Source organism: Streptomyces sp. JLSY215 (assembly GCF_059682825.1).
Window position 1 is genome coordinate 1,811,675 of record NZ_CM185022.1, and the last position, 20,456, is coordinate 1,832,130.

Here is a 20,456-nt window from a genome sequence, read left to right on the forward strand (position 1 = left end):
CTTTACCTGCCCGCCCGAGGCCGGATCGCCCGTACCGACCGGACCTGGCGAAACCCGTTTGGATCACCCATAAATGGCCTGCTTATACTCATCAAGATCATTTCGCATGTACCGCGGATTTCGTACGTCACGCCCCTGACCAGGCGCGACGGCCGCGGGCGGAAGGGCAGGGGGCGGACGCCCCCGTGACGAAGGGGAACGATGAACAAGTTCAAGGCTGCGACGGTGACCGCGGCGCTCGCCGTGACCGCGGTGGGGATCCCGATGGCCACGGCCGGCCCGGCGGCCGCCGCGAGCTCGGAGTTCGGCAAGTGCGTCACCGCGACCTGGTACCTGAGCAAGAACGCGGTGAACATCCACAACGGCTGCAAGTCGTCGATCCGGGTGCGGGTGGCCGAGCGCTGGTGGCCGGACAGCGACTGCCACACGATCAAGCCGAACAAGAGCCTGTACTACCGGGGCACCGGCTCCCTCCAGGGCCTGAAGAAGTGCTGACGGGCCGACGCTGACGGGCCGGGACCACCAGCGCACCGCGCCCGGCGCACGGAAAAGGAGGCGGGGAGCCCTCGGGCTCCCCGCCTCCTTCGCGTCCGAGGCGTCCGGCGTGGCCTCAGGTGACGTCGTCGTAGCCGCTGCGGCCGCGCCCGGAGTCATTGCCGTCGGTCAGCGCGGCGGGCCCCGCCACCGGCTCCAGCTCGCCGATGTCCTCGGGCGTCAGATCCAGCTCGGACGCCTCGTCGTCGGCGGGCCCGGCCTCCTGCCGGCGCCGGCGCCGGGCGTCGTTGGACAGTGCGACGCCGACCGCCACGAAGTAGAGCACCGCGATGGGCGCGGCCAGCGCGATCATGGTCAGCGGGTCCGTACTGGGCGTGGCGATGGCGGAGAAGACCGTGATCCCCATGACCATCGCGCGCCACCAGCCCAGCATCCGCCGGCCGGTGATGATCCCGGCGAAGTTGAGCATCACCAGCAGCAGCGGCAGCTCGAAGGACAGCCCGAAGACCAGCACCATGCGGGTGATCAGATCGAGCAGTTTGTCGAGCTGGAGGAGGTTGCCCACGCCCGCGGGCGTGAAGCTGGTCAGCACCTTGGCCGTGGTCGGCAGCGTCCAGTACGCGAAGTAGGCGCCGGCCGCGAACAGCGGGAATCCGGCGGCGACGAAGCTCAGCGTGTACTTCTTCTCGTGCCGGTGCAGACCGGGCGCGAGGAAGGCCCACAGCTGGTAGAGCCAGACCGGGGAGGACAGCACCACGCCGGCCATCAGGGACACCTTCAGGGCCAGCGTGAACGGTCCGAGCAGGTCCAGCATCACGATGTTGGCGCACTGCTGGCCCTTGTCCAGCTTGGCGACCTCGGTGAACAGCGCGTGGCAGCCGACCGACTGCAGCACCGGCTTGGTGAAGAAGTTGATGATCGCTTCGTAGAAGAACGCCGCCACCACCGTCGCCACGACGATGGCCAGGACGCCCTTGGCCAGCCGGTTGCGCAGCTCACGCAGATGCTCCACGAGGGGCATACGCCCCTCGGGGTCCTTCTCCTTCGCTCGCTTTTCAGGGGCAGACTTCCGCAACCCTTGTCCTCATCTCATGCCACCGGCGGCGGGGCGGCCGCCGCCACGGTCAAGCCCTCGGTCAGCGCTGCGCGGTGTGCTCGGGATCATTGACCGGCCGCGCGCTGGTCACATCGCCCGGAGCGGCCTTGATGGTCTTGTACTCGGCCTGCGGCTCGTCCTTCGGCGGGTCGGCGGGTGCCTCCTGCTTCTGGGAGGCCTCGGACTTCATCGCCTTCGCCTCGCTCTTGAGGATGCGGGCGGACTTGCCCAGTGAGCGGGCCATGTCGGGAAGCTTCTTCGCGCCGAACAGAAGAAGCAGGACGACAACGATGAGGACGAGCTCCATTGTGCCGATCTTGCCACCGAACATAAGTTTTTACCTTCTCACCGAGGCGGCTGGGGATGGAACTAGCTGACGTGGCCGGACCTCCGTCCGCCCGCCCAACTTGCAGCGATCGTAGCGCTCACGGGTGAATAGGGGGCAACCCCTGTGCGCACTCCCGGTTGCGGGCCGCGCCTCGACCATCGGCCCTGGGCCACAGCGTACCGCCCATGGGGAAAGGCTGGTCAGGGCCGCCCGCCGGACGTCACTTCTTCGTCAGGTTCAGGGATGCGGCCAGCGGGGTGGCCGCCCGCTCGAGGTCCTCGGCGGCCCGCTGGATCCGCGCCGACGCCGCGCCGACCTGCCGGGCCAGCCGCCGTACCTCGACGAAGACGCGGACGGCGAGGACGCCGAGCACGGCGATCCCGAGGAACCCGAGGGCGACAGCGATCATGGGCCAGAGCATGGGGCGAGCCTATCGGTCAGCCGATGTGCAGCCGCAGGGTGCGCACCCCGCCGCCGGTGAGCAGCTCGACGATCCGCTCCCCGGCCGGCCGGCGCACCGCGCGGCCGCAGTCGGGACAGGTGAAGGAGTAGAAGGTGGTGCGACGGCTGGCGCCGATGGCCAGCCGGAAGGCGTCCGAGGCCAGTTCGAAGCGGCCCCGGCAGTCCGGGCAGGCCGCCTTGAAGAGCACCGGAGCGGTCGTGGTCCCCATAGTGGTCGTCGCCATCGTGGTCGCCATCGTTCTCGTCATCCTTCGCTGCCTCCTCCTTGCGGACTTCCCTGGGCCTTACGGTGACCGGCGCGCCGCGCTCACTCGCCGTACGCCGCGAGGGCCGCTGCCGCCGCCCGTCGCGCGCTGTCGGCGAGCGCCTGCGGCGCCACGATCCGGCCGTCCCGGCCCAGTCGCAGCGCGAGGCGCCGCAGCGACGCCGGGTCGGGGGTCCGCAGGGTGATGCGCAGCCCGCCGTCGGGCAGCTCCTCGGCGCTGTCGTGCGGGTAGTACTCGGCGACCCAGCGGCCGCCGGGCCCGACCTCGATGCACACCTCGGGGTCCTCGGCCGCGGGCTGGACGAGTCCCTCGGACAGATCGCGGAGCTCGATGGGCGGCGGGTCGGCGGGCGCGTCCAGCAGCTTGATCTCGGCGACCCGGTCGAGGCGGAAGGTCCGGCGCGCCTCGGAGAGCCGGCACCAGGCCTCCACATAGGTGTGGCCGACGGCGAAGAGCCGGATCGGGTCGACCTCGCGCTCGGTCAGCTCGTCGCGGGCCGGGGAGTAGTAGCGCAGCCACAGCCGGCGGCGCTCGGCGATGGCGCGGTCCACATCGGCGAACACCCCGCCCTCGGACTCGAAGGTCACCGACAGCCGGGAGCTGGCGCCGGCCGCCTCGCCGGCCGCCGCCTCCAGCTTGGCGGTGGCGCGCAGCAGCGCCTGCCGGTCGCCCTCGCGCAGACCGGGCAGGGTGGCCACCGCGCGGGCCGCGACCAGCAGTGCGGTCGCCTCGTCGGCGGCCAGGCGCAGCGGCTCGGCCACGTCGTCGGGGTTGTGCCACCAGATGCGGTCGCCGTCGGTGTCGATGTCCAGGAGGTCGCCGCCGCGGAAACTCGTCCCGCACATCGGCAGCACGTCGAGGTCGGCGATCAGCTCGTCCTCGGAGATGCCGAAGGCGCGGGCGACATCGCCGACGCGGGCGCCGGGGCGCTCGCGCAGATAGGTCACCAGGGACAGCATCCTGCGGGTCTGGTCGATGGCGTTCGTCGCCATGGGTTACGTATCCCTCTCAGCCCTTGGCCACGGCGCGCAGCCGGTCGATGACATCGGCCCGCAGTTCGGCCGGCTCCAGCACCACCACATCGGGCCCGAACTCCACCAGCCAGGCGTCGAGTCCGTGCCCGTTGGGGATCTCCAGCTCGTCCCAGCCGTCGCCCAGGTCCCGGACGGCGAGCGCGCGGGACCGCAGCGGATAGCCGTGGTCGGCGCGGAGCTTGATGCGGGCGGTGCCGGTGGCGGTCTCCCCGGCCCAGCTCTCGACGGTCTCCCGTACGGTGACGTGATCGGGCACCGGCGCGGTGAACGCCCCTTGCCGGGAGCGGACCTTGCCGGTGATCCGGGAGAGCCGGAAGACCCGCTCGGCCTGCCGGCCCCGGTCCCATCCGGCGACGTACCAGTGGCCGCGCCAGCACTCCAGGATCCACGGTTCGACCTGCCGCTGCTCGGGGCGGGCGGCGTTGGCCTTGCGGTAGTCGAAGACGACCGGGCGGCGGTCGCGGCAGGCCAGCATCAGCGGTTCGAAGGCGGCTTCATGGGCCGGGATGCGGGGTTCGAGGGCGCTGTGCGGCTGCCGGTCGTCGTACTCCTCGCCGTCCCCGGCCAGCGGCATACCGGCCGCCCGCAGCTTCTGCAGCGCGCCGCTGGCGGCGCCGGCGAGCCGGGCCTGCTGCCAGATCTTGGCGGCGAGCCCGAGGGCCGCGGCCTCCTCGGCGTCCAGGGTGATCGGGGGGAGGCGGTTGCTGTCGCGGCGGGCGAGATAGCCGACCTCGCCGTCGAGGGCGTCCACGGTCGCGATGACCAGGCCGAGCTCCCGCAGATCGTCCTTGTCGCGCTCGAACATGCGGTTGAACGAGTCGTCGCTGTTGGCCTCGATATAGGCCTCGATGGACGACCTGAGCTCACGCTTGGTCAGCGGGCGTCGCGTCCCCAGCAGGCACAGCGCCAGATTCATCAGCCGCTCGGCCTTGGCAATGGCCATCGACGCCCTTTCTCGTGGAACTCCCGATCGCTGACCGTACCCCTCGGGGTGCTCCGGGCAAAGCCGAGGGCCCCTGCCGTCGCGGCAGGGGCCCTACGGGTGCGTCGAACGCGGACGTCTCAGACGGAGACCAGGTCGCAGACGAAGATCAGCGTCTCGCCCGGGGCGATCCGGCCGCCGCCGGCGCCGCGGTCACCGTAGGCGAGGTGCGCGGGGATGGTCAGCTTGCGACGGCCGCCGACCTTCATGCCCTGCACGCCCTTGTCCCAGCCGGCGATGACCTGGCCGGCGCCCAGCTGGAACTCCAGCGGGTTGCCGCGGTTCCAGCTCGCGTCGAACTCCTCGCCGGTGCTGAACGCGACGCCGACGTAGTGGACCTTGACGAAGTCCCCGGCCTTGGCGACCGCCCCGTCGCCCTCCCACAGGTCGACGATCTCCAGGTCGGTCGGAGCCGGGCCGTCGGGGAAGTCGATCTCGGGCTTGTCGATGTTCACTGATGTGCTCCTACGTGCGAATCTTCACGATTACGGCGCCAGTCTCGCAGATCGGCGTCAGCTGACACTGAGGACGTCCACGGAGAACACAAGATCGGAGCCGATGGCCTTCTGCTGCTCAGGGGTCAGCTTGTCCTTGGGCACCACGATCAGCACCCGGCTGCCGGCCTTCTTGCCCTTGAGGCCTTCCTTCCAGCCCGGCAGCTGCGCGACCGGGACGTCCTGCGCTCCGGGCTGCCCCGGCGCCCAGGTGTCGCCGAGCACCTTGCCGTCCTTCCAGGTGACCACCGTGTAGTTGGCGCGCACGGTGCTCTTCTCGCCGATCGTCGCGCCCTTGCCCTCGACGATCGTCGCGCTGGTGATGCTCTTCGGCGCGTCCTTGCCCTTGGGCAGGGTGATCTTCGGAGCCTTGTCGGCGATCTCGGTCCCGACCTTGGGGAGGTCGGCGTTGTCCTGCGCGACCGGCTTGCCCTCGATCTTGTTCGGCATGATCTTCTTGAGATCGACGACGAAGACCAGCGTGGAGTTGGCCGGGATGTTCTGCTGCGCCTGTGCGCCGTAGCCCTTGTCCGGCGGGATGACCAGCTCGACGCGGCTGCCGAGCTTCTGGCCCACCAGGCCCTCGTCCCAGCCCTTGATGACCTTGCCGCTGCCGATCTCGAAGGTGGCGGGCGCGCCGCGGTCCCAGCTGTTGTCGAAGGCCTTGCCCTCCCACGTCTGGCCCAGGTAGTTGGCGTTGAGGGCGTCGCCCTTCTTCACCACCGGCCCGTTGCCCTTTTTGAGGACCTTGACCTCGAGCTTCTTGGGCGGGTCGCCTTCACCCTTGTCGACCTTGGGCTTGGCATCCGCCTGCCCGCTCACCGTCGGCGCTGAGCCGGCCTTGGATGAGTCGTCATCGCCGCAGGCCGCTGCGGAAACAAGAAGCAGGGGCACGGCGATCAGGGCTGCGATTCGGCGTCGGCGCACGTATATCCCTCAAAACGGGCTGCGATCAATGTAAATGGACGGTGCCACTCTAGCCACGCCACGCAACAATGGCGGGGGCCACGTCATGCGGCCCCCGCCACTGTCCCATTCGTCCGGCGCCCTCACCGGCATCACACGCCTTGGACGCCACATGCGAACGGGCCGGATTCCCTGCCGTCGGTCACGCAGGGAATCCGGCCCGATACCGGCAGCTTCTTACGCCCCGGAATCCGGTCACATGCCGGCGATCAGCTTCTCCACTCTGTCGTCCACCGAACGGAACGGGTCCTTGCACAGGACCGTGCGCTGCGCCTGGTCATTGAGTTTGAGATGCACCCAGTCGACGGTGAAATCCCGGCGCTGTTCCTGGGCCCGCCGGATGAAATCGCCACGCAGCCGGGCGCGGGTGGTCTGCGGTGGCACCGACTTGCCCTCGAAGATCTTCAAGTCGTTGCAGATCCGCGCCGCTTGTCCCTTCCGTTCCAGGAGGTAGTAAAGCCCCCGGCGGCGGTGGATGTCGTGATACGCGAGGTCTATCTGCGCCACCCTGGGGTGGGACATGGTGATGTTGTTCTTTGTGCGGTACCGCTCGATGAGCTGATGTTTCATCACCCAGTCGATCTCGGTCGCAATACGGCCCAGCTCCTGGTCCCGGATTGCCTCGAGGGTGCGGCCCCACAGCTCCAGAACCTGCTCGACCGTTCCCGTGCGGATTCCGCGGCGCTCACAGAAGTCGACGGCCTTTTCGTAGTACTCCTGCTGCACCTCGAGCGCCGAGGCCTCCCGCCCGCTGGCCAGCCGCACCTTGCGCTGACCGGTGATGTCGTGGCTGACCTCGCGGATGGCGCGGATCGGGTTCTCCAGCGTCAGATCGCGCATGACCGTGCCCGCCTCGATCATGCGCAGCACGAGATCGGTGGCGCCGACCTTGAGCAGCATGGTCGTCTCGGACATGTTGGAGTCGCCGACGATGACGTGCAGCCGGCGGTAGCGCTCGGCGTCGGCGTGCGGTTCGTCGCGGGTGTTGATGATCGGCCGGGAGCGGGTCGTCGCCGAGGAGACGCCCTCCCAGATGTGCTCCGCGCGCTGGCTGACGCAGTAGACGGCGCCGCGCGGGGTCTGCAGCACCTTGCCGGCGCCGCAGAGCAGCTGACGGGTGACGAGGAACGGAATGAGGATGTCCGCGAGCCGGGAGAACTCACCGTGCCGGGCGACGAGATAGTTCTCGTGGCAGCCGTAGGAGTTTCCCGCCGAATCGGTGTTGTTCTTGAAGAGATAGACGTCGCCCGCGATTCCCTCCTCGTGCAGACGGCGTTCGGCATCGACGAGCAGGCCTTCGAGAATGCGCTCACCGGCCTTGTCGTGGGTGACCAGCTCGGTCACGTTGTCGCACTCGGGTGTTGCGTATTCCGGATGCGATCCCACGTCCAAGTACAGGCGGGCGCCGTTCCGCAGGAAGACATTGCTGCTGCGGCCCCATGACACAACACGGCGGAAGAGGTACCGCGCCACTTCGTCAGGCGACAGTCGGCGCTGTCCCCGGAACGTGCATGTGACGCCGTACTCGTTCTCCAGCCCGAAAATGCGGCGGTCCATGACTGAACATTACGCCTGACGGCCTGCTCTGAAACCGGGTTCGACGGCCCCGTTCCGATCATTTTCCGCCGGGTCCGCACCCGCCGTACGCTGCACCGGCTCCCCGAGAAATCGCTTCGTCGACAAAAGGACGAGCAGCGCGGCGATCCCTCCGGCACCCGCGACCGCGAATCCCGCCGCCGAACCGCCGCCCTCCACCGCCGGGCCCACCACCGAGGCGCCCACCGCGGACCCGACGCCGAACGTCGTCACCAGCCACGAAAAGGCCTCCGTCACCGTGCCCTTGGGCGCATGCCGGTCCACCACTACGAACGCGCAGGCCAGCGCGGGCGCCAGAAACACCCCGGCGACCCCGGTCAGCGCCGTCATCCCGGCCACACCAGGGGCCAGCGCCAGCGGCAGATACCCCAGCGCCAGCAGGCCGATGAGCAGCCGCAGCCGGCTCTCCGGCCGCCCCGGCCACTCGCGGGCGCCGTAGACGACACCGCCGGCCAGCGCGCCGACCCCGAGCGCGGAGAGCAGATAGCTGGAGACCATCCCCCCGCCGTGCTCATCGGCGTAGGCGACCGCCGCGACCGCGATCGAACCCAGCGCCAGCCCCACGAAGAAGAACGCCCCGATCAGCACCAGCAGACCGGGCGAGCGCAGCGCGCCCAGCCAGTGCGCCTCCCGCGGCCCGCTCCGCCACTCCCGGGACGGCTCGGAGACGACGACGGAGAGCGCACCGAGCACCCCGATCGCGTTGATGACCAGCAGCGCGCCCCCCGCCGACCAGGCCGACACGCACAGCGTCACCAGCAACGGCCCCACCGCGAACATGACTTCCTGCGCGACCGCGTCCAGGGCATACGCGGCGTGCACCCGGTCCGGGCGCTTCAGGACGCCGGGCCACAGCGCCCGCAGACCGCCCTCCAGCGGCGGGGTGAAGAATCCGGCGATCACCATGGCGGCATACGCGACCCACAAAGGATCCAGTCCCACGGCGGCCAGCAGCGCCATCCCGAGGGCGGAGAGCACCGAGGCGGGCAGCATCACCCTCGGCTGGCCGTAGAGGTCCACGGCCCGGCCGAGCAGCGGCTGGCCGATCGCGTTGCAGACGCCGTAGACCGCGGAGAGCACACCGGCGAGGGCGTAGCTGCCGCCCTCGGCGCGGACGAACAGGACCACGGCCAGCGCCGCGGTGGCGTTCGGCAGCCTGCCGACCAGGGTCCCCGCCAGCAGCCGCGCCGCGTGCCGGGTTCTGAGCAGCTCCGCATATCCCGCGGCCATCCCCGCCCCTCTCCGTCCGGGCCAGCCAGACATGTTACGTATAACCTTCGCCGTTATACGTATCATGGCGGCACCCCGCGGTCCACCCCGCAGCGGCCGCACGCAAGGAGTGACACACCAGGTGACCAGCCACGAGACGAACCCCGGCGGCCCGCCGAAGCCCCCCGCGGACGCGGTCCGGGACGTGCCCCCGGGAGACACCCCCGGCCCGGCCGCCGCGGCCCGCGTCACCAGCCGGGACGTCGCACGGGCCGCCGGGGTCTCGCAGGCCGCCGTCTCCCTCGTCCTCGGGGACAAATGGCGCGGCCGGGTCTCCCCCGCCAAGGCCGAGGCGGTCCGCGCCGCCGCCCGCGAGCTCGGCTACCGCCCGAACCTCGCCGCCCGCAGCCTGCGCATGGGCCGCACCCGCACCGTGCTTCTCGTCGTCCCCGCCCTCACCACCGAATTCTTCGCCCGGGTCTACACCGGCGCCGCCCGCGCCGCCGCCGACCACGGCTTCGGCGTGGTCCTCTACCCCTCCCCGGAGGGCATCGGCCCGGCCCGCGACCCCTTCGACTCCGCCGCGGCCTCCCTGGACGGCGTGATCGCCTCCTCCATGGCCGTCGACGCCCTGACCGTGCTCCGGGATACCGGCCTGCCCCTGGTCATGCTCGACAGCGACCCCGAGGACGACCGCGTCACCACCACCGTCAACCTCGACATCGCCGACGGCGCACGCCGGCTGGCGGCCCATCTGACCGGTCTGGGCCACCGCCGCATCACCCACCTCGCGGCCGACGTGGACTCCTGGACCTTCGCGCTGCGCGCCCGCGCCGTCACCGACGCGCTCGCCGGCGTCCCCGGTACGCTGCTGCGCCGGCAGCCGACCGCCCTCTCCGTCGATGCCGGCCTGCACGCCGCACACGCCGCACTGACCGCGCCCGGCCCCCGCCCCACGGCCCTCCTGTGCGACGACGACATCATCGCCGCCGGCGCCTGCAAGGCCGTACGCCGCCTGGGCCTGCGGATTCCCGAGGACATCTCCGTCACCGGCTTCGACGATCTGGCGCTCGCCGTCGCCGTCGAACCGGAGCTGACGACCGTGCGGCTGCCCGCCGAGGAATTCGGCGAGGCGGGCATGCGGGCCCTGATGGCCGTGCTCGACGGCGACCGCCCCGCGCCCCCCACCCTGCCGGTGGAACTGATCGCCCGCGGCTCCACGGCCCCGCCGTCCGCCGGCGCCCACAACAGCGCGCGCCCCGGCGGGTGATGACCCACCGGGGCGCGCGAAGGAAGAACGCCCGGTCCTACGAGTCGGCCGACGCCCCCTCGGCACCGCCGTCCTCCGAGGCATCCGAACCGGCCTCGCCCTTGGGGGACTTGGCGGGCTTGGCGGACTTGGCCCCAGCATCGGAAGCACCCGTGGCCTCGTCCGCCGCGTCCGCGCCCTCGTCACCCTCCGGCGACTTCCCGCCGTCCACGCCACCGTGCTCGTCCAGCAGCCGGGACAGCTGACGCCCCAGGATCCGCTTGAACTTGCGCTGCTGCGGCCGCGTACGGTCCAGCGTGGCGACCTCGAGCTGCTCCGCGGTCAGCGTGCGCTCACTGCCACTCGTGTCCCGCGACAGCGACTCCACCGCCAGCTTCAGCGCCTCGCCCAGCGTCATGCCCTCACGGTGATGCTGGTCGAGATAGCTGCTGATCTGGTCGGCATTGCCGCCCACCGCGACCGAGCCGTGCTCGTCCACGATCGAGCCGTCGTGCGGCAGCCGGTAGATCTGGTCGTCCTCGGGGCCGTTGCCGACCTCCGCGACGATCAGCTCGACCTCGTACGGCTTCTCCGCGGCGCTGGAGAAGATCGTGCCGAGCGTCTGGGCATAGACATTCGCCAGACCGCGCGCGGTCACGTCCTCGCGGTCGTAGGTGTAACCCCGCAGATCGGCATAGCGCACACCGCCGATCCGCAGATTCTCGAACTCGTTGTATTTGCCGACCGCCGCGAAGGCGATGCGGTCATAGATCTCGCTGACCTTGTGCAGGGCGCGGGAGGGATTCTCGGCGACGAAAACCACGCCGTCGGTGTACTGCAGCACCACGACACTGCGCCCGCGCGCGATGCCCTTGCGGGCGTACTCGGCGCGATCGGCCATGGCCTGCTGGGGTGAGACATAGAACGGCGTCGACACCGGCTATCCGTCCCTTTCTGTCAATGACTCTCTCACTGGCGCATGCATGATCATCCGTCCCGTCAGAGCAGCGCGGCACGCGGGCCGTCGGGCTGGTCGAGGCGGCGCTCATGAATGGCTCGGGCGATCTCCGACACCTCGGCCTCGGTCAGCTTCTTGAAGCCGTCCTCGGTGATCACCGTGACGATCGGATAGATCCGCCGGGCCAGATCCGGCCCGCCCGTCGCCGAGTCGTCGTCCGCCGCGTCGTACAGCGCCTGGACCACGGCCGTGGCGGCCTGGTTCTCCGTGAAGTCCTCGCGGTAGAGCTTCTTGAGAGCACCGCGGGCGAAGACGGAACCCGAGCCCGTCGACGCGAAGCCGTGCTCCTCGGAGCGGCCGCCGGTGACGTCGTAGGAGAAGATCCGGCCCTTCTGGCGGTCCACGTCCCAGCCGGCGAACAGCGGCACGATCGCCAGACCCTGCATGGCCATCCCGAGATTGCCGCGGATCATCGTGGAAAGGCGGTTCGCCTTGCCCTCCAGGGAGAGTTGGGCGCCTTCCACCTTTTCGAAGTGCTCCAGCTCCAGCTGGAACAGCTTGACCATCTCCACGGCGAGACCGGCCGTGCCGGCGATGCCGACCGCGGAGTACTCGTCGGCCGGGAAGACCTTCTCGATGTCGCGCTGCGCGATGACGTTGCCCATCGTCGCCCGGCGGTCACCGGCGAGCACCACACCGCCGGGGAACGACGCCGCCACGATCGTCGTGCCGTGCGGCGCCTCGATGGCCCCCTGCACGGGCGGCAACGGGCGGTTGCCCGGCAGCAGATCGGGCGAGTGCGCGCCGAGAAAGTCCATGAACGATGACGATCCGGGCGTCAGGAAGGCTGCTGGCAGTCGCCCGGTGCTACGAGTGTTGGCTTCCACACGTTTCCTTCCGGATACTCGGCCGCCCGCCTCAAAACGTCCGGCCGATCCTTGAATTGGCCCAAGGCTGCGTTGCAGCTGAAGCACAGTACGCCTCGGACCTTACCCGTCTGGTGGTCGTGATCCACATGCCGGGACCAGGATCATCTCGGCGCACCCGGACCCGGTCATACCGTAAGCGCGCCGGGGACCGCTCCCCTGCCGCCACCGGCCAGGCGCTGCCGGCAGCGCTCCGCAGAGCACTCCCGGCAGTCCGCCCGCGGCCCGTCACACAGGGAGGGGTGACCGGCGAATGCGTCCGTCGACAATGTCCGCCTGCATCGCGAGTGAATACCCTCCCCATGCAATGCGGGCATCTCCGGACTACTCGCCGCCCTTCTGAACAAATGACCGAACAAAGTCCTCGGCATTTTCCTCGAGGACATCGTCGATTTCGTCCAGCACCGAATCCACGTCGTCCGACAATTTCTCCTGGCGTTCCTTGAGGTCTTCCGAAGCCTGCGCGTCCTGCGTCTGCTCCTCGACCTCTTCGGTGGAACGCGTGGCCTTCTGCTGCCCGCCGCCGCTGTCCTTGGTCGCCATATCCCTCACCCCGCTCGGTTCGCCCCGCTCGATGTGACCTTCAAGATCCGACCCTACAAGCAGGGTCCGACATCGGCCCTGCACTTGGTGCAACGTCCGGGAGTCTCCAGGATCATTCCCGGACCGCGGCCATTTCAGCCGCGCATCGGCCATCGATCGCCATGAATCTGTCCCGAATCCGCCGCACGTCAGCGGCCGGAAAGCGTCCTCACCAGCTCCTCAGCCGTGCGACAGCGGTCCAGGAGCTCCTTGACGTGCTTGCGGGTGCCGCGCAGCGGCTCCAGCGTGGGGACCCGTTGCAGCGAGTCACGGCCCGGGAGGTCGAAGATGACCGAGTCCCAGGACGCGGCCGCGACGTCGTCGGCGTACTGCTCCAGGCAGCGGCCGCGGAAGTAGGCCCTGGTGTCCTCCGGCGGCTTCTGCTGGGCCCGCTCGACGTCGGCGTCGTCCAGCAGGCGCTTCATCTTGCCGCGGGCCGCCAGACGGTTGTACAGGCCCTTTTCGGCGCGTACGTCGGCGTACTGCAGGTCGATGAGGTGCAGCCGTGCGGCGTCCCAGTCGAGGCCGTCGCGCCGGCGGTAGCCCTCCATCAGCTCGCGCTTGGCCACCCAGTCCAGCTCGCCCGACAGGCTCATCGGGTCGTTCTCCAGCCGCCCCAGTACGTCCTCCCACCTGGTCAGCACGTCCTTGGTCTGCTCGTCCGCATCCGCGCCGTAGCGGTCCTCGACGTATTTGCGGGCCAGCTCGAAGTACTCCATCTGGAGCTGTACGGCCGTGAGCGTGCGCCCGCTGCGGAGGGTGATGAGGTGTTGCAGGGTGGGGTCGTGGGAGACGTGATGGAGGGTGCGTACGGGCTGGTCGACGGCCAGGTCTACGGCGATGAACCCGTCCTCGATCATGGACAGGACCAGGGACGTCGTGCCGAGCTTGAGGTACGTCGAGATCTCGGAGAGGTTCGCGTCGCCGATGATTACGTGCAGGCGGCGGTATTTCTCCGCGTCCGCGTGCGGCTCGTCGCGGGTGTTGATGATGGGCCGCTTGAGGGTCGTCTCCAGCCCGACCTCCACCTCGAAGTAGTCGGCGCGCTGGCTGAGCTGGAAGCCGTGCTCGTGGCCGTCCTGGCCGATGCCGACCCGGCCGGCGCCCGTGACCACCTGGCGGGAGACGAAGAACGGGGTCAGATGGCGCACGATGTCCGAGAAGGGGGTCTCCCGCTTCATCAGGTAGTTCTCGTGCGTGCCGTAGGACGCGCCCTTGTTGTCGGTGTTGTTCTTGTAGAGGTGGATGGGCTGGGCGCCGGGGACCTGGGCGGCCCGTGCGGCGGCCTCGGCCATGATCCGCTCGCCGGCCTTGTCCCACAGGACGGCGTCGCGCGGGTTGGTGACCTCGGGAGCGCTGTATTCGGGGTGTGCGTGGTCGACGTAGAGCCGGGCCCCGTTCGTGAGGATCACATTGGCCAGGCCGATGTCCTCGTCGGTGAGCTGACTGGAGTCGGCGGCCTCGCGGGCGAGGTCGAAGCCGCGGGCGTCCCGCAGCGGGTTCTCCTCCTCGAAATCCCAGCGAGCACGTCGTTCCTGGTGCATCGCCGCCGCGTAGGCGTTGACGACCTGGGACGAGGTGAGCATGGCATTGGCATTCGGGTGGCCGGGGACGGAGATCCCGTACTCCGTCTCGATCCCCATTACTCGCCGTACGGTCATGCGGCCCTCCTTGCCCGGCGGCGCCCCCGGATGGGGGCGGCGCTCAAGTACCGCTGCGCTTCCGGTCCGTGTGCGTTCCCCGCTCCCGCACAGCGTGACGCGGCGGTACCGACGAGCCTAGAACGCCTTTGCGGCTCTGGGGAGATCATTACAGTCATTGCTCCAGTCCGGTTTTCCCTGGTCCATCGCGCTCTTGACGGGGGCCGGCCCTGCGGCCCCGGAAAAGCGTCCGGCTGCGGACGCCCCGTGCAGGACATCCGCAGCCGGAGTGCGGTGTTACAGGTATTGGCCGGTATTCGCCACCGTGTCGATGGAACGGCCGGTGTCGGCGCCCTGCTTTCCGGTGACCAGCGTACGGATGTAGACGATCCGCTCGCCCTTCTTGCCGGAGATCCGGGCCCAGTCGTCCGGGTTGGTGGTGTTGGGGAGGTCCTCGTTCTCCTTGAACTCGTCCACGCATGCCTGGAGGAGATGGGAGACCCGCAGGCCCTTTTGATTGTGCTCGAGGAAGGCCTTGATGGCCATCTTCTTCGCACGTCCGACGATGTTTTCGATCATCGCTCCGGAGTTGAAGTCCTTGAAATAAAGGACTTCCTTGTCACCATTGGCATAGGTGACCTCGAGGAAGCGATTCTCCTCGGATTCCGCATACATCTGCTCGACGACCGACTGGATCATCGCGCTGACCGCGGCCTTACGGGAATCGCCGTGCTCGGAGAGATCATCGGCGTGCAGCGGCAGATTTTCCGTGAGGTACTTCGAGAAGATGTCCTTGGCGGCCTCCGCGTCCGGACGCTCGATCTTGATTTTCACATCGAGGCGGCCGGGGCGCAGGATCGCCGGGTCGATCATGTCCTCGCGGTTCGAGGCACCGATCACGATGACGTTCTCGAGGCCCTCCACGCCGTCGATCTCGGAGAGCAGCTGCGGGACGATGGTGTTCTCCACGTCCGAGCTGACGCCGGATCCCCGGGTGCGGAAGAGGGAGTCCATCTCGTCGAAGAAGACGATGACGGGGGTGCCCTCGCTGGCCTTTTCCCTGGCGCGCTGGAAGACCAGCCGAATGTGCCGCTCCGTCTCTCCGACGTATTTGTTGAGCAGCTCGGGGCCCTTGATGTTGAGGAAGAAGCTCTTCCCCGCGGGCTGACCGGTCACCTCGGCGACCTTTTTGGCAAGGGAGTTGGCGACCGCCTTGGCGATGAGTGTCTTGCCGCAGCCGGGCGGGCCGTAGAGCAAGACGCCCTTGGGCGGGCGGAGTTCGTGCTCCTTGAAGAGGTCGGGGTAGAGGTACGGAAGCTCGACCGCGTCCCGGATCAGTTCGATCTGGCCGCCCAGACCGCCGATCTTGGTGTAGTCGATGTCCGGGACCTCTTCGAGGACGAGTTCCTCGACCTCGCTCTTCGGGATGACTTCGTAGACGTAGCCGGAGCGGGGCTCGAGCAGCAGGGCGTCGCCGGGGCGGATGGTGATGTCCAGCAGGGGCTCGGCGAGCCGCACCACCCGTTCCTCGTCGGTGTGCCCGATGACCAGGGCGCGCTCGCCGTCCTCAAGGATTTCCTTGAGGGTGACGATGTCCCCGGCACTCTCGAACTCCATGGCCTCGACCACATTGAGCGCTTCGTTGAGCATGACCTCCTGGCCGCGCCGGAGGTCCTCGAGCTCGACGCTGGGGCTGACATTGACGCGGAGCTTTCTGCCTCCGGTGAAAATGTCGGCCGTGCCGTCCTCGTTCGCCTGCAGGAAGACACCGAAGCCGGCCGGCGGCTGCGCGAGCCGGTCGACTTCCTCCTTGAGCGCGACGATCTGGTCGCGGGCCTCGCGGAGAGTATTGGCGAGTCGCTCGTTCTGGGCGGAAACGCCGGCCAGGTTGGTCTGCAGCTCGACGATCCGCTCTTCGAGAATCCTCGTGTGCCGCGGAGAGTCGGCGAGCTTGCGTCGCAGGACGGCGATCTCCTGCTCAAGATAGGCAACCTGGCCGGCTGGATCTTCAGACCCTCGCCCCGGCCGGATGCCGCGGTTGATGTCGTCGTCGTGGGCTGCCACGGTCCTCACCTCCTCCAAGGAGCTGGACGCTTCCTGACCCTACCTGGGCCGGTGCAGGTTGAAACCCCTAGATCGAAAAGACTGTCGGGGTGTGTCCGATCTTCACCCTTGCGCACGTCCTCACGCCAAGGGAATACCCACCCAACAACATCGGAAAGCGAGCGGTTGTATCGTCGAGTCGGTCAACACCCGTCAGGGCTGGCGCCACTTAGACAAAAACGATTCACGTACGCAGGAACGGCAGGGCGAGATGACCGCGCAGGATGAAGCCTCTCCAGAGCTCGAAGTCTGGATCGACCAGGACCTGTGCACGGGCGACGGGATCTGCGTGGAGTACGCCCCGGAGGTCTTCGAGCTCGATATCGACGGCCTGGCGTATGTCAAGAGCGCGGATGACGAGCTGCTGCAGGACAAGGGGGCCACAACGCCCGTCCCGCTGACGCTGCTCAACGACGTCCGGGACTCGGCCAAGGAGTGCCCCGGCGACTGCATTCATGTGCGTCGGGTCGCGGACCGGGTCGAGGTCTACGGGCCGGACGCGGACTAACCGGAGCCGCGGCAACGCGGCGTAGACACTTCACAGACACGGCGTAGGCGGAGCGTAGACGGCACGCCCTTTACGCGCACAGCATGTGAGGAATCAGACACCCTCGGTGGTCGCGCCGGCCGGGGGTTCACTCTGGAGGAACTTCCCGTCCCTCCACTGCCACTTGGTGCTCTTGTGGACGTCGGGGCAGCAGCGCGGGACATCGAGCGTGGAGTAGCCCAGCAGCGTCGTGGAGATCTCGCCGTGCTGCAGGGCGAAGTCCTGGACGGTGAGCCTCTGGGAGGGCGCGAGCAGGGTCGCCACGACGCGTGGCGCGGCCTTGGGGTCGGTCGGCCGGGCGAGGACGAAGACGCCGCTGGGCGGGGTGCCGGTCTCGCTGTGGCAGCGGACCACCGCGACGGTCTCGGTGGTGCCGTCGCCGTCGAGGTCGCCGGAGGCCTGCTTCACCACGTCGAGGCGGTTGGGTCCGCAGTTGACGGGAAAAGTGACCTTGGCCGGGTCGGGGGCGGCGGCCGTGATGTGCCGGCCGGATTTGGTGCCGTGCGCGGTGGTGGCCGTGGCGTCCGGCGGCTGGATGAACGACGCGGCCGCGACGACCGCCGAGACGGCGGTGGCAGTGGCGAGCCAGTGCATGGGGTGGGGCTGGGTATGCAAAAGGTCCTGGCCGGCCAAAGGCTGCACGCGGGGTGACTCCTGTGAAGAGCTGTTGCGGTGGGAGTGCCCAGCATCGTTCCACAGGAGGCCACGGCGCGGAACCAGCGGGACCGGAGTTTTACGTGCCGATCACGCGGTGGGCGCAGAGGTGAACGAACGGCGCCGCCGGCGGGTCCCTGGGGAACTCGTCGACGGCGCCCGGTGGTTCGGTAGCCGGTCGGGGGCGGTCAGCCGCGGTCCGTGGCGCCTTCGGTGGCGTCGGTGCCTTCGGTGCTGTCGGAGGCCGCGCCCTGGGTCTTCTTGCCGGGGCCGGTGTAGTCCTCACCGTAGGCGCCCTTGGCGGGGCGACGACGGCGCAGCGGCGGCTCGACGCCGTCGGCGAGGCGGCGGGCGGTGAGCAGGAAGCCGGTGTGACCGATCATGCGGTGGTCCGGGCGGACGGCGAGGCCCTCGACGTGCCAGGTGCGGACCATGGTCTCCCAGGCCGACGGCTCGTTGAAGGTGCCGTGCTCGCGGATCGCCTCGACGGTGCGGGCCAGCTGCGTGGTCGTGGCGACGTAGGCGCAGAGGATGCCACCGGGGACCAGGGCCTTGGAGACGGCCTCCAGGCACTCCCAGGGGGCGAGCATGTCGAGGATGACGCGGTCGACGTCGGTGTCGGAGAGGTTGTCCTGGAGGTCACCGACGGTGAGCGTCCACGCGGGGTGCGGGCCGCCGAAGTAGCGCTCCACATTCTGCGTGGCGATCTCGGCGAAGTCGGCGCGGCGCTCGTAGGAGTGCAGCATGCCGTCGTCGCCGGTGGCGCGCAGCAGGAAGCTGCTGAGCGAGCCGGAGCCCACACCGGCCTCGACGACGCGGGCGCCGGGGAAGATGTCGGCCATCGCCAGGATCTGCCCCGCGTCCTTGGGGTAGACCACGGCGGCGCCGCGGGGCATGGACAGGACGTAGTCGGGGAGCAGCGGGCGCAGCGCAAGGTAAGCGACGTTCCCGGTGGTACGGACAACACTGCCCTCGGGAGCACCGATCAGCTCGTCGTGGGGGAAGGCTCCCTTGTGGGTGTGGAAGCTTTTTCCCTCTTCGAGCGTGAAGGTGTAGTGGCGTCCCTTGGGGTCGGTGAGCTGGACCTGGTCCCCGACCTTGAAGGGCCCGCGACGGCGGGCGGCACCGGTCGGTTCGGACATGTGACCAGCCTACCGGCCGATCGGGGCGGGACGGACCAGTGGGCGGTGTGGGCGGGGGGCGGCGCGGGCGGGGGGGGCGTCCGGCCGGGGGCGGGCGGGCTGTGGTGGGTGGGGGCGGGCCTTGGTGCTGTGGAGGGCGGGCCTCGGTGCTATCCGGCCGGTCGAACACGGCGCTCCCCCCGGCTGGGGGCTACCCAGGGGTGCCGGAGGCGAAGCCCGCGCGTCACGACGGGCGTCAGGACGGGCGGGCGCCAGGAAGGGCAGGCGTCAGGGCGGACGTAATGGACCGGCGCGGCGGGCGACCGTCGGGGCAGACGTCAGGACTGGCAGGCGTCAGGACGGGCGGGCCATCGCCGAGACGAAGGCGCGTTCCACGTCGGCCGTCGCCAGGACGCCGTAGATCTCGCCGGTCTCCTCGACGACGAGGTATTCGGTGGCGGGGGTGGCGCGCAGGTATTCCAGGAGGTCCTCGCCGGCGAGTTCGGCGGAGACGCGCATGCCGTCCTTGAGGTCCTGGGCCAGGGTGCCCACGGGGACCCAGGGGCGGCGGTGGTCGGGGACGCCGACGATGGCGGCCTCGCGGACCACGGCGGTGGGGTCGCCCTGGCGGTCGACGACGACCAGGGCGCGGGCACCGGCGTCGTTGGCGCGGCGCAGCGCCTCGGAGAGCGGGGTGTCGCTCTCCACGGGGACGGCGCGGCGGGTGAGGGTGCGGGCGGTGAGGTCGGGGAGACGTTCGCGCAGCCGGGCCATGCGCAGGCTGTTGCCGGCGCCGGTCCAGATGATGGCGGCGAGGATCGCGGCGAGCAGGCCGTCGGTGAGCCAGTCGGTGTCGCCGATCTCTTCGGGGGTGCCGCCGAGGGCGCCGGTGTGGGTGAGCAGCGGGAGGCCGATCAGGACGGTGACGGCGAGCGCGCGGCCGACCCAGGCGGCGGCGACGGTGCCCGTCATGGGCTTGCCGGTGATCTTCCAGACGACGGCGCGCAGCATCCGCCCGCCGTCCAGGGGGAGGCCGGGCAGCAGATTGAAGATCGCGACGATGAGGTTGGAGATCATCAGGCCGGCGAGCAGGACACCGGGGACGGTGCCGGGTTCGACCAGGTACATGCCGGCGTAGAAGATGCCGGCCAGGACCAGGGAGAGCAGCGGTCCGACGAAGGCCAGGACGAATTCCCGGCCGGGGGTCTCGGACTCCTTCTCGATCTCCGAGACGCCGCCGAAGAACTGGAGCTGGATGCGGCGTACGGGGAGCTTGAAACGGAGCGCCGCGACGGTGTGTGCGAGCTCGTGGACGAGCACCGAGGCGTAGAAGGCGACGGCGAAGAAGAGGGAGACGAGGTAGCGGGCGGCGCCGAGTTCGGGCAGGACGCGCTCGAGCTGGCCGCCGAAGACCCAGGTGATCAGGGCGGCGACGACGAACCAGCTGGGAGCCACGTAGACGGGCACACCGAAGGGGCGGCCCATGAGGATGCCGCCGCCCTTCTTGCGCCCCGCCGCCTTGGGCTTCTTGGCGTCCCTGGGCGGCTCGGGCGGCCGGTACTGCGCGGACTCCTGGGGGTCCTGCGGCTTCCCGCTGTCGTCCACGGCGTCCCCTCGTCGAATGCGGCCTTTGCGCCTGCTCGGCGTGATCTCCCGATCATGCAGCGCAAAGGGGTACGGCGTCGATGGTATGCGGAGCGTTCGGCCCGTATCCGCTGTGGGGCCCCGCCGTTGCACCGGTCGTACCC

At 69.5% G+C, this 20,456-nt stretch carries 21 protein-coding genes and 1 pseudogene; 3 read left to right on the forward strand and 19 right to left on the reverse strand.

The features are described 5' to 3' along the window. Positions 1 to 201 precede the first annotated feature (201 nt). Positions 202 to 495: an alpha-amylase inhibitor gene (locus AC5677_RS08135; RefSeq protein ID WP_497194336.1), complete on the forward strand. Its 294-nt coding sequence runs from the start codon at positions 202 to 204 to the stop codon at positions 493 to 495. Between the two features lie 115 nt (positions 496 to 610). Here AC5677_RS08135 and tatC read toward each other — a convergent pair whose 3' ends face one another. The 10 genes from tatC to AC5677_RS08185 form a co-directional block, all read right to left on the reverse strand. Then, on the reverse strand, positions 611 to 1,516 hold the full coding sequence (tatC, locus tag AC5677_RS08140) for a twin-arginine translocase subunit TatC (protein WP_497194337.1): 906 nt from the start codon (positions 1,514 to 1,516) through the stop codon (positions 611 to 613). Between the two features lie 115 nt (positions 1,517 to 1,631). Next, positions 1,632 to 1,922, reverse strand: coding sequence for a Sec-independent protein translocase subunit TatA (gene tatA, locus AC5677_RS08145; protein WP_497194338.1), 291 nt, complete (start codon positions 1,920 to 1,922; stop codon positions 1,632 to 1,634). Between the two features lie 217 nt (positions 1,923 to 2,139). After that, positions 2,140 to 2,340 (reverse strand): hypothetical protein, encoded by a 201-nt coding sequence (locus AC5677_RS08150; protein WP_497194339.1) that lies wholly within the window; start codon positions 2,338 to 2,340, stop codon positions 2,140 to 2,142. Positions 2,341 to 2,356: 16 nt separating this feature from the next. Next, positions 2,357 to 2,629 (reverse strand): hypothetical protein, encoded by a 273-nt coding sequence (locus AC5677_RS08155; protein ID WP_497194340.1) that lies wholly within the window; start codon positions 2,627 to 2,629, stop codon positions 2,357 to 2,359. A gap of 59 nt (positions 2,630 to 2,688) precedes the next feature. After that, positions 2,689 to 3,639 carry a helix-turn-helix transcriptional regulator gene (locus tag AC5677_RS08160; protein ID WP_497194341.1) on the reverse strand — a complete coding sequence of 317 codons (951 nt, stop codon included), beginning with the start codon at positions 3,637 to 3,639 and terminating at the stop codon, positions 2,689 to 2,691. A 16-nt stretch (positions 3,640 to 3,655) separates the two neighbouring features. Further along, a complete protein-coding gene (locus AC5677_RS08165) occupies positions 3,656 to 4,624 on the reverse strand; it encodes a helix-turn-helix transcriptional regulator (RefSeq protein WP_497194342.1) in 969 nt (322 codons plus the stop codon). Between the two features lie 119 nt (positions 4,625 to 4,743). After that, positions 4,744 to 5,118 carry an FKBP-type peptidyl-prolyl cis-trans isomerase gene (locus AC5677_RS08170; RefSeq protein WP_497194343.1) on the reverse strand — a complete coding sequence of 125 codons (375 nt, stop codon included), beginning with the start codon at positions 5,116 to 5,118 and terminating at the stop codon, positions 4,744 to 4,746. A 57-nt stretch (positions 5,119 to 5,175) separates the two neighbouring features. Beyond that, a complete protein-coding gene (locus AC5677_RS08175) occupies positions 5,176 to 5,979 on the reverse strand; it encodes an FKBP-type peptidyl-prolyl cis-trans isomerase (protein WP_497194344.1) in 804 nt (267 codons plus the stop codon). Positions 5,980 to 6,318: 339 nt separating this feature from the next. Next, a complete protein-coding gene (pafA, locus tag AC5677_RS08180; RefSeq protein WP_497194345.1) occupies positions 6,319 to 7,680 on the reverse strand; it encodes a Pup--protein ligase in 1,362 nt (453 codons plus the stop codon). A 9-nt stretch (positions 7,681 to 7,689) separates the two neighbouring features. Further along, a complete protein-coding gene (locus AC5677_RS08185) occupies positions 7,690 to 8,949 on the reverse strand; it encodes an MFS transporter (RefSeq protein ID WP_497194346.1) in 1,260 nt (419 codons plus the stop codon). A 121-nt stretch (positions 8,950 to 9,070) separates the two neighbouring features. On the opposite strand from AC5677_RS08185, the gene AC5677_RS08190 reads away from it, so the two are divergent. Continuing rightward, complete coding sequence (locus tag AC5677_RS08190) at positions 9,071 to 10,198, forward strand: LacI family DNA-binding transcriptional regulator (RefSeq protein ID WP_497194347.1); 1,128 nt, start codon at positions 9,071 to 9,073, stop codon at positions 10,196 to 10,198. 37 nt (positions 10,199 to 10,235) lie between these two features. Here the strand turns inward: AC5677_RS08190 and prcA are convergent, their stop codons facing one another. The 6 genes and pseudogenes from prcA to arc form a co-directional block, all read right to left on the reverse strand. Beyond that, positions 10,236 to 11,114 carry a proteasome subunit alpha gene (gene prcA, locus AC5677_RS08195; protein WP_497194348.1) on the reverse strand — a complete coding sequence of 293 codons (879 nt, stop codon included), beginning with the start codon at positions 11,112 to 11,114 and terminating at the stop codon, positions 10,236 to 10,238. Between the two features lie 62 nt (positions 11,115 to 11,176). After that, positions 11,177 to 12,022 (reverse strand): proteasome subunit beta, encoded by an 846-nt coding sequence (gene prcB, locus AC5677_RS08200; protein ID WP_497194349.1) that lies wholly within the window; start codon positions 12,020 to 12,022, stop codon positions 11,177 to 11,179. Next, a pseudogene (locus AC5677_RS08205) lies at positions 11,974 to 12,153 on the reverse strand (endonuclease VII domain-containing protein); the annotation flags it as partial. The pseudogene AC5677_RS08205 and the gene prcB, both read right to left, overlap by 49 nt. 232 nt (positions 12,154 to 12,385) lie before the next feature. Then, positions 12,386 to 12,604, reverse strand: coding sequence for a ubiquitin-like protein Pup (locus AC5677_RS08210; protein WP_363151457.1), 219 nt, complete (start codon positions 12,602 to 12,604; stop codon positions 12,386 to 12,388). Positions 12,605 to 12,792: 188 nt separating this feature from the next. Further along, entirely contained in the window at positions 12,793 to 14,304 is a 1,512-nt protein-coding gene (gene dop / locus AC5677_RS08215) for a depupylase/deamidase Dop (protein WP_403504358.1), read from the reverse strand. Positions 14,305 to 14,580: 276 nt separating this feature from the next. Continuing rightward, complete coding sequence (gene arc, locus AC5677_RS08220; protein ID WP_403504356.1) at positions 14,581 to 16,347, reverse strand: proteasome ATPase; 1,767 nt, start codon at positions 16,345 to 16,347, stop codon at positions 14,581 to 14,583. A 250-nt stretch (positions 16,348 to 16,597) separates the two neighbouring features. Between arc and AC5677_RS08225 the strand changes: the two genes are divergently transcribed. Next, positions 16,598 to 16,894, forward strand: coding sequence for a ferredoxin (locus tag AC5677_RS08225; RefSeq protein WP_497194350.1), 297 nt, complete (start codon positions 16,598 to 16,600; stop codon positions 16,892 to 16,894). Positions 16,895 to 16,987: 93 nt separating this feature from the next. Here the strand turns inward: AC5677_RS08225 and AC5677_RS08230 are convergent, their stop codons facing one another. The 3 genes from AC5677_RS08230 to AC5677_RS08240 form a co-directional block, all read right to left on the reverse strand. Then, entirely contained in the window at positions 16,988 to 17,575 is a 588-nt protein-coding gene (locus AC5677_RS08230) for a hypothetical protein (RefSeq protein WP_497194351.1), read from the reverse strand. Positions 17,576 to 17,775: 200 nt separating this feature from the next. Beyond that, positions 17,776 to 18,729: a tRNA (adenine-N1)-methyltransferase gene (locus AC5677_RS08235; protein ID WP_497194352.1), complete on the reverse strand. Its 954-nt coding sequence runs from the start codon at positions 18,727 to 18,729 to the stop codon at positions 17,776 to 17,778. Positions 18,730 to 19,062: 333 nt separating this feature from the next. After that, positions 19,063 to 20,313: a site-2 protease family protein gene (locus tag AC5677_RS08240; protein ID WP_497194353.1), complete on the reverse strand. Its 1,251-nt coding sequence runs from the start codon at positions 20,311 to 20,313 to the stop codon at positions 19,063 to 19,065. Positions 20,314 to 20,456: the final 143 nt, after the last annotated feature.

Bases quoted from the DNA above. Each gene is read 5' to 3' on its own strand.
- AC5677_RS08155 (WP_497194340.1), bottom strand. From the start codon at position 2,629: ATGACGAGAACGATGGCGACCACGATGGCGACGACCACTATGGGGACC.
- tatA (WP_497194338.1), bottom strand. From the start codon at position 1,922: ATGTTCGGTGGCAAGATCGGCACAATGGAGCTCGTCCTCATCGTTGTC.
- AC5677_RS08225 (WP_497194350.1), top strand. From the start codon at position 16,598: ATGACCGCGCAGGATGAAGCCTCTCCAGAGCTCGAAGTCTGGATCGAC.
- AC5677_RS08165 (WP_497194342.1), bottom strand. From the start codon at position 4,624: ATGGCCATTGCCAAGGCCGAGCGGCTGATGAATCTGGCGCTGTGCCTG.
- AC5677_RS08135 (WP_497194336.1), top strand. From the start codon at position 202: ATGAACAAGTTCAAGGCTGCGACGGTGACCGCGGCGCTCGCCGTGACC.
- AC5677_RS08160 (WP_497194341.1), bottom strand. From the start codon at position 3,639: ATGGCGACGAACGCCATCGACCAGACCCGCAGGATGCTGTCCCTGGTG.
- AC5677_RS08185 (WP_497194346.1), bottom strand. From the start codon at position 8,949: ATGGCCGCGGGATATGCGGAGCTGCTCAGAACCCGGCACGCGGCGCGG.
- AC5677_RS08150 (WP_497194339.1), bottom strand. From the start codon at position 2,340: ATGCTCTGGCCCATGATCGCTGTCGCCCTCGGGTTCCTCGGGATCGCC.
- dop (WP_403504358.1), bottom strand. From the start codon at position 14,304: ATGACCGTACGGCGAGTAATGGGGATCGAGACGGAGTACGGGATCTCC.
- AC5677_RS08235 (WP_497194352.1), bottom strand. From the start codon at position 18,729: ATGTCCGAACCGACCGGTGCCGCCCGCCGTCGCGGGCCCTTCAAGGTC.
- tatC (WP_497194337.1), bottom strand. From the start codon at position 1,516: ATGCCCCTCGTGGAGCATCTGCGTGAGCTGCGCAACCGGCTGGCCAAG.
- AC5677_RS08210 (WP_363151457.1), bottom strand. From the start codon at position 12,604: ATGGCGACCAAGGACAGCGGCGGCGGGCAGCAGAAGGCCACGCGTTCC.
- pafA (WP_497194345.1), bottom strand. From the start codon at position 7,680: ATGGACCGCCGCATTTTCGGGCTGGAGAACGAGTACGGCGTCACATGC.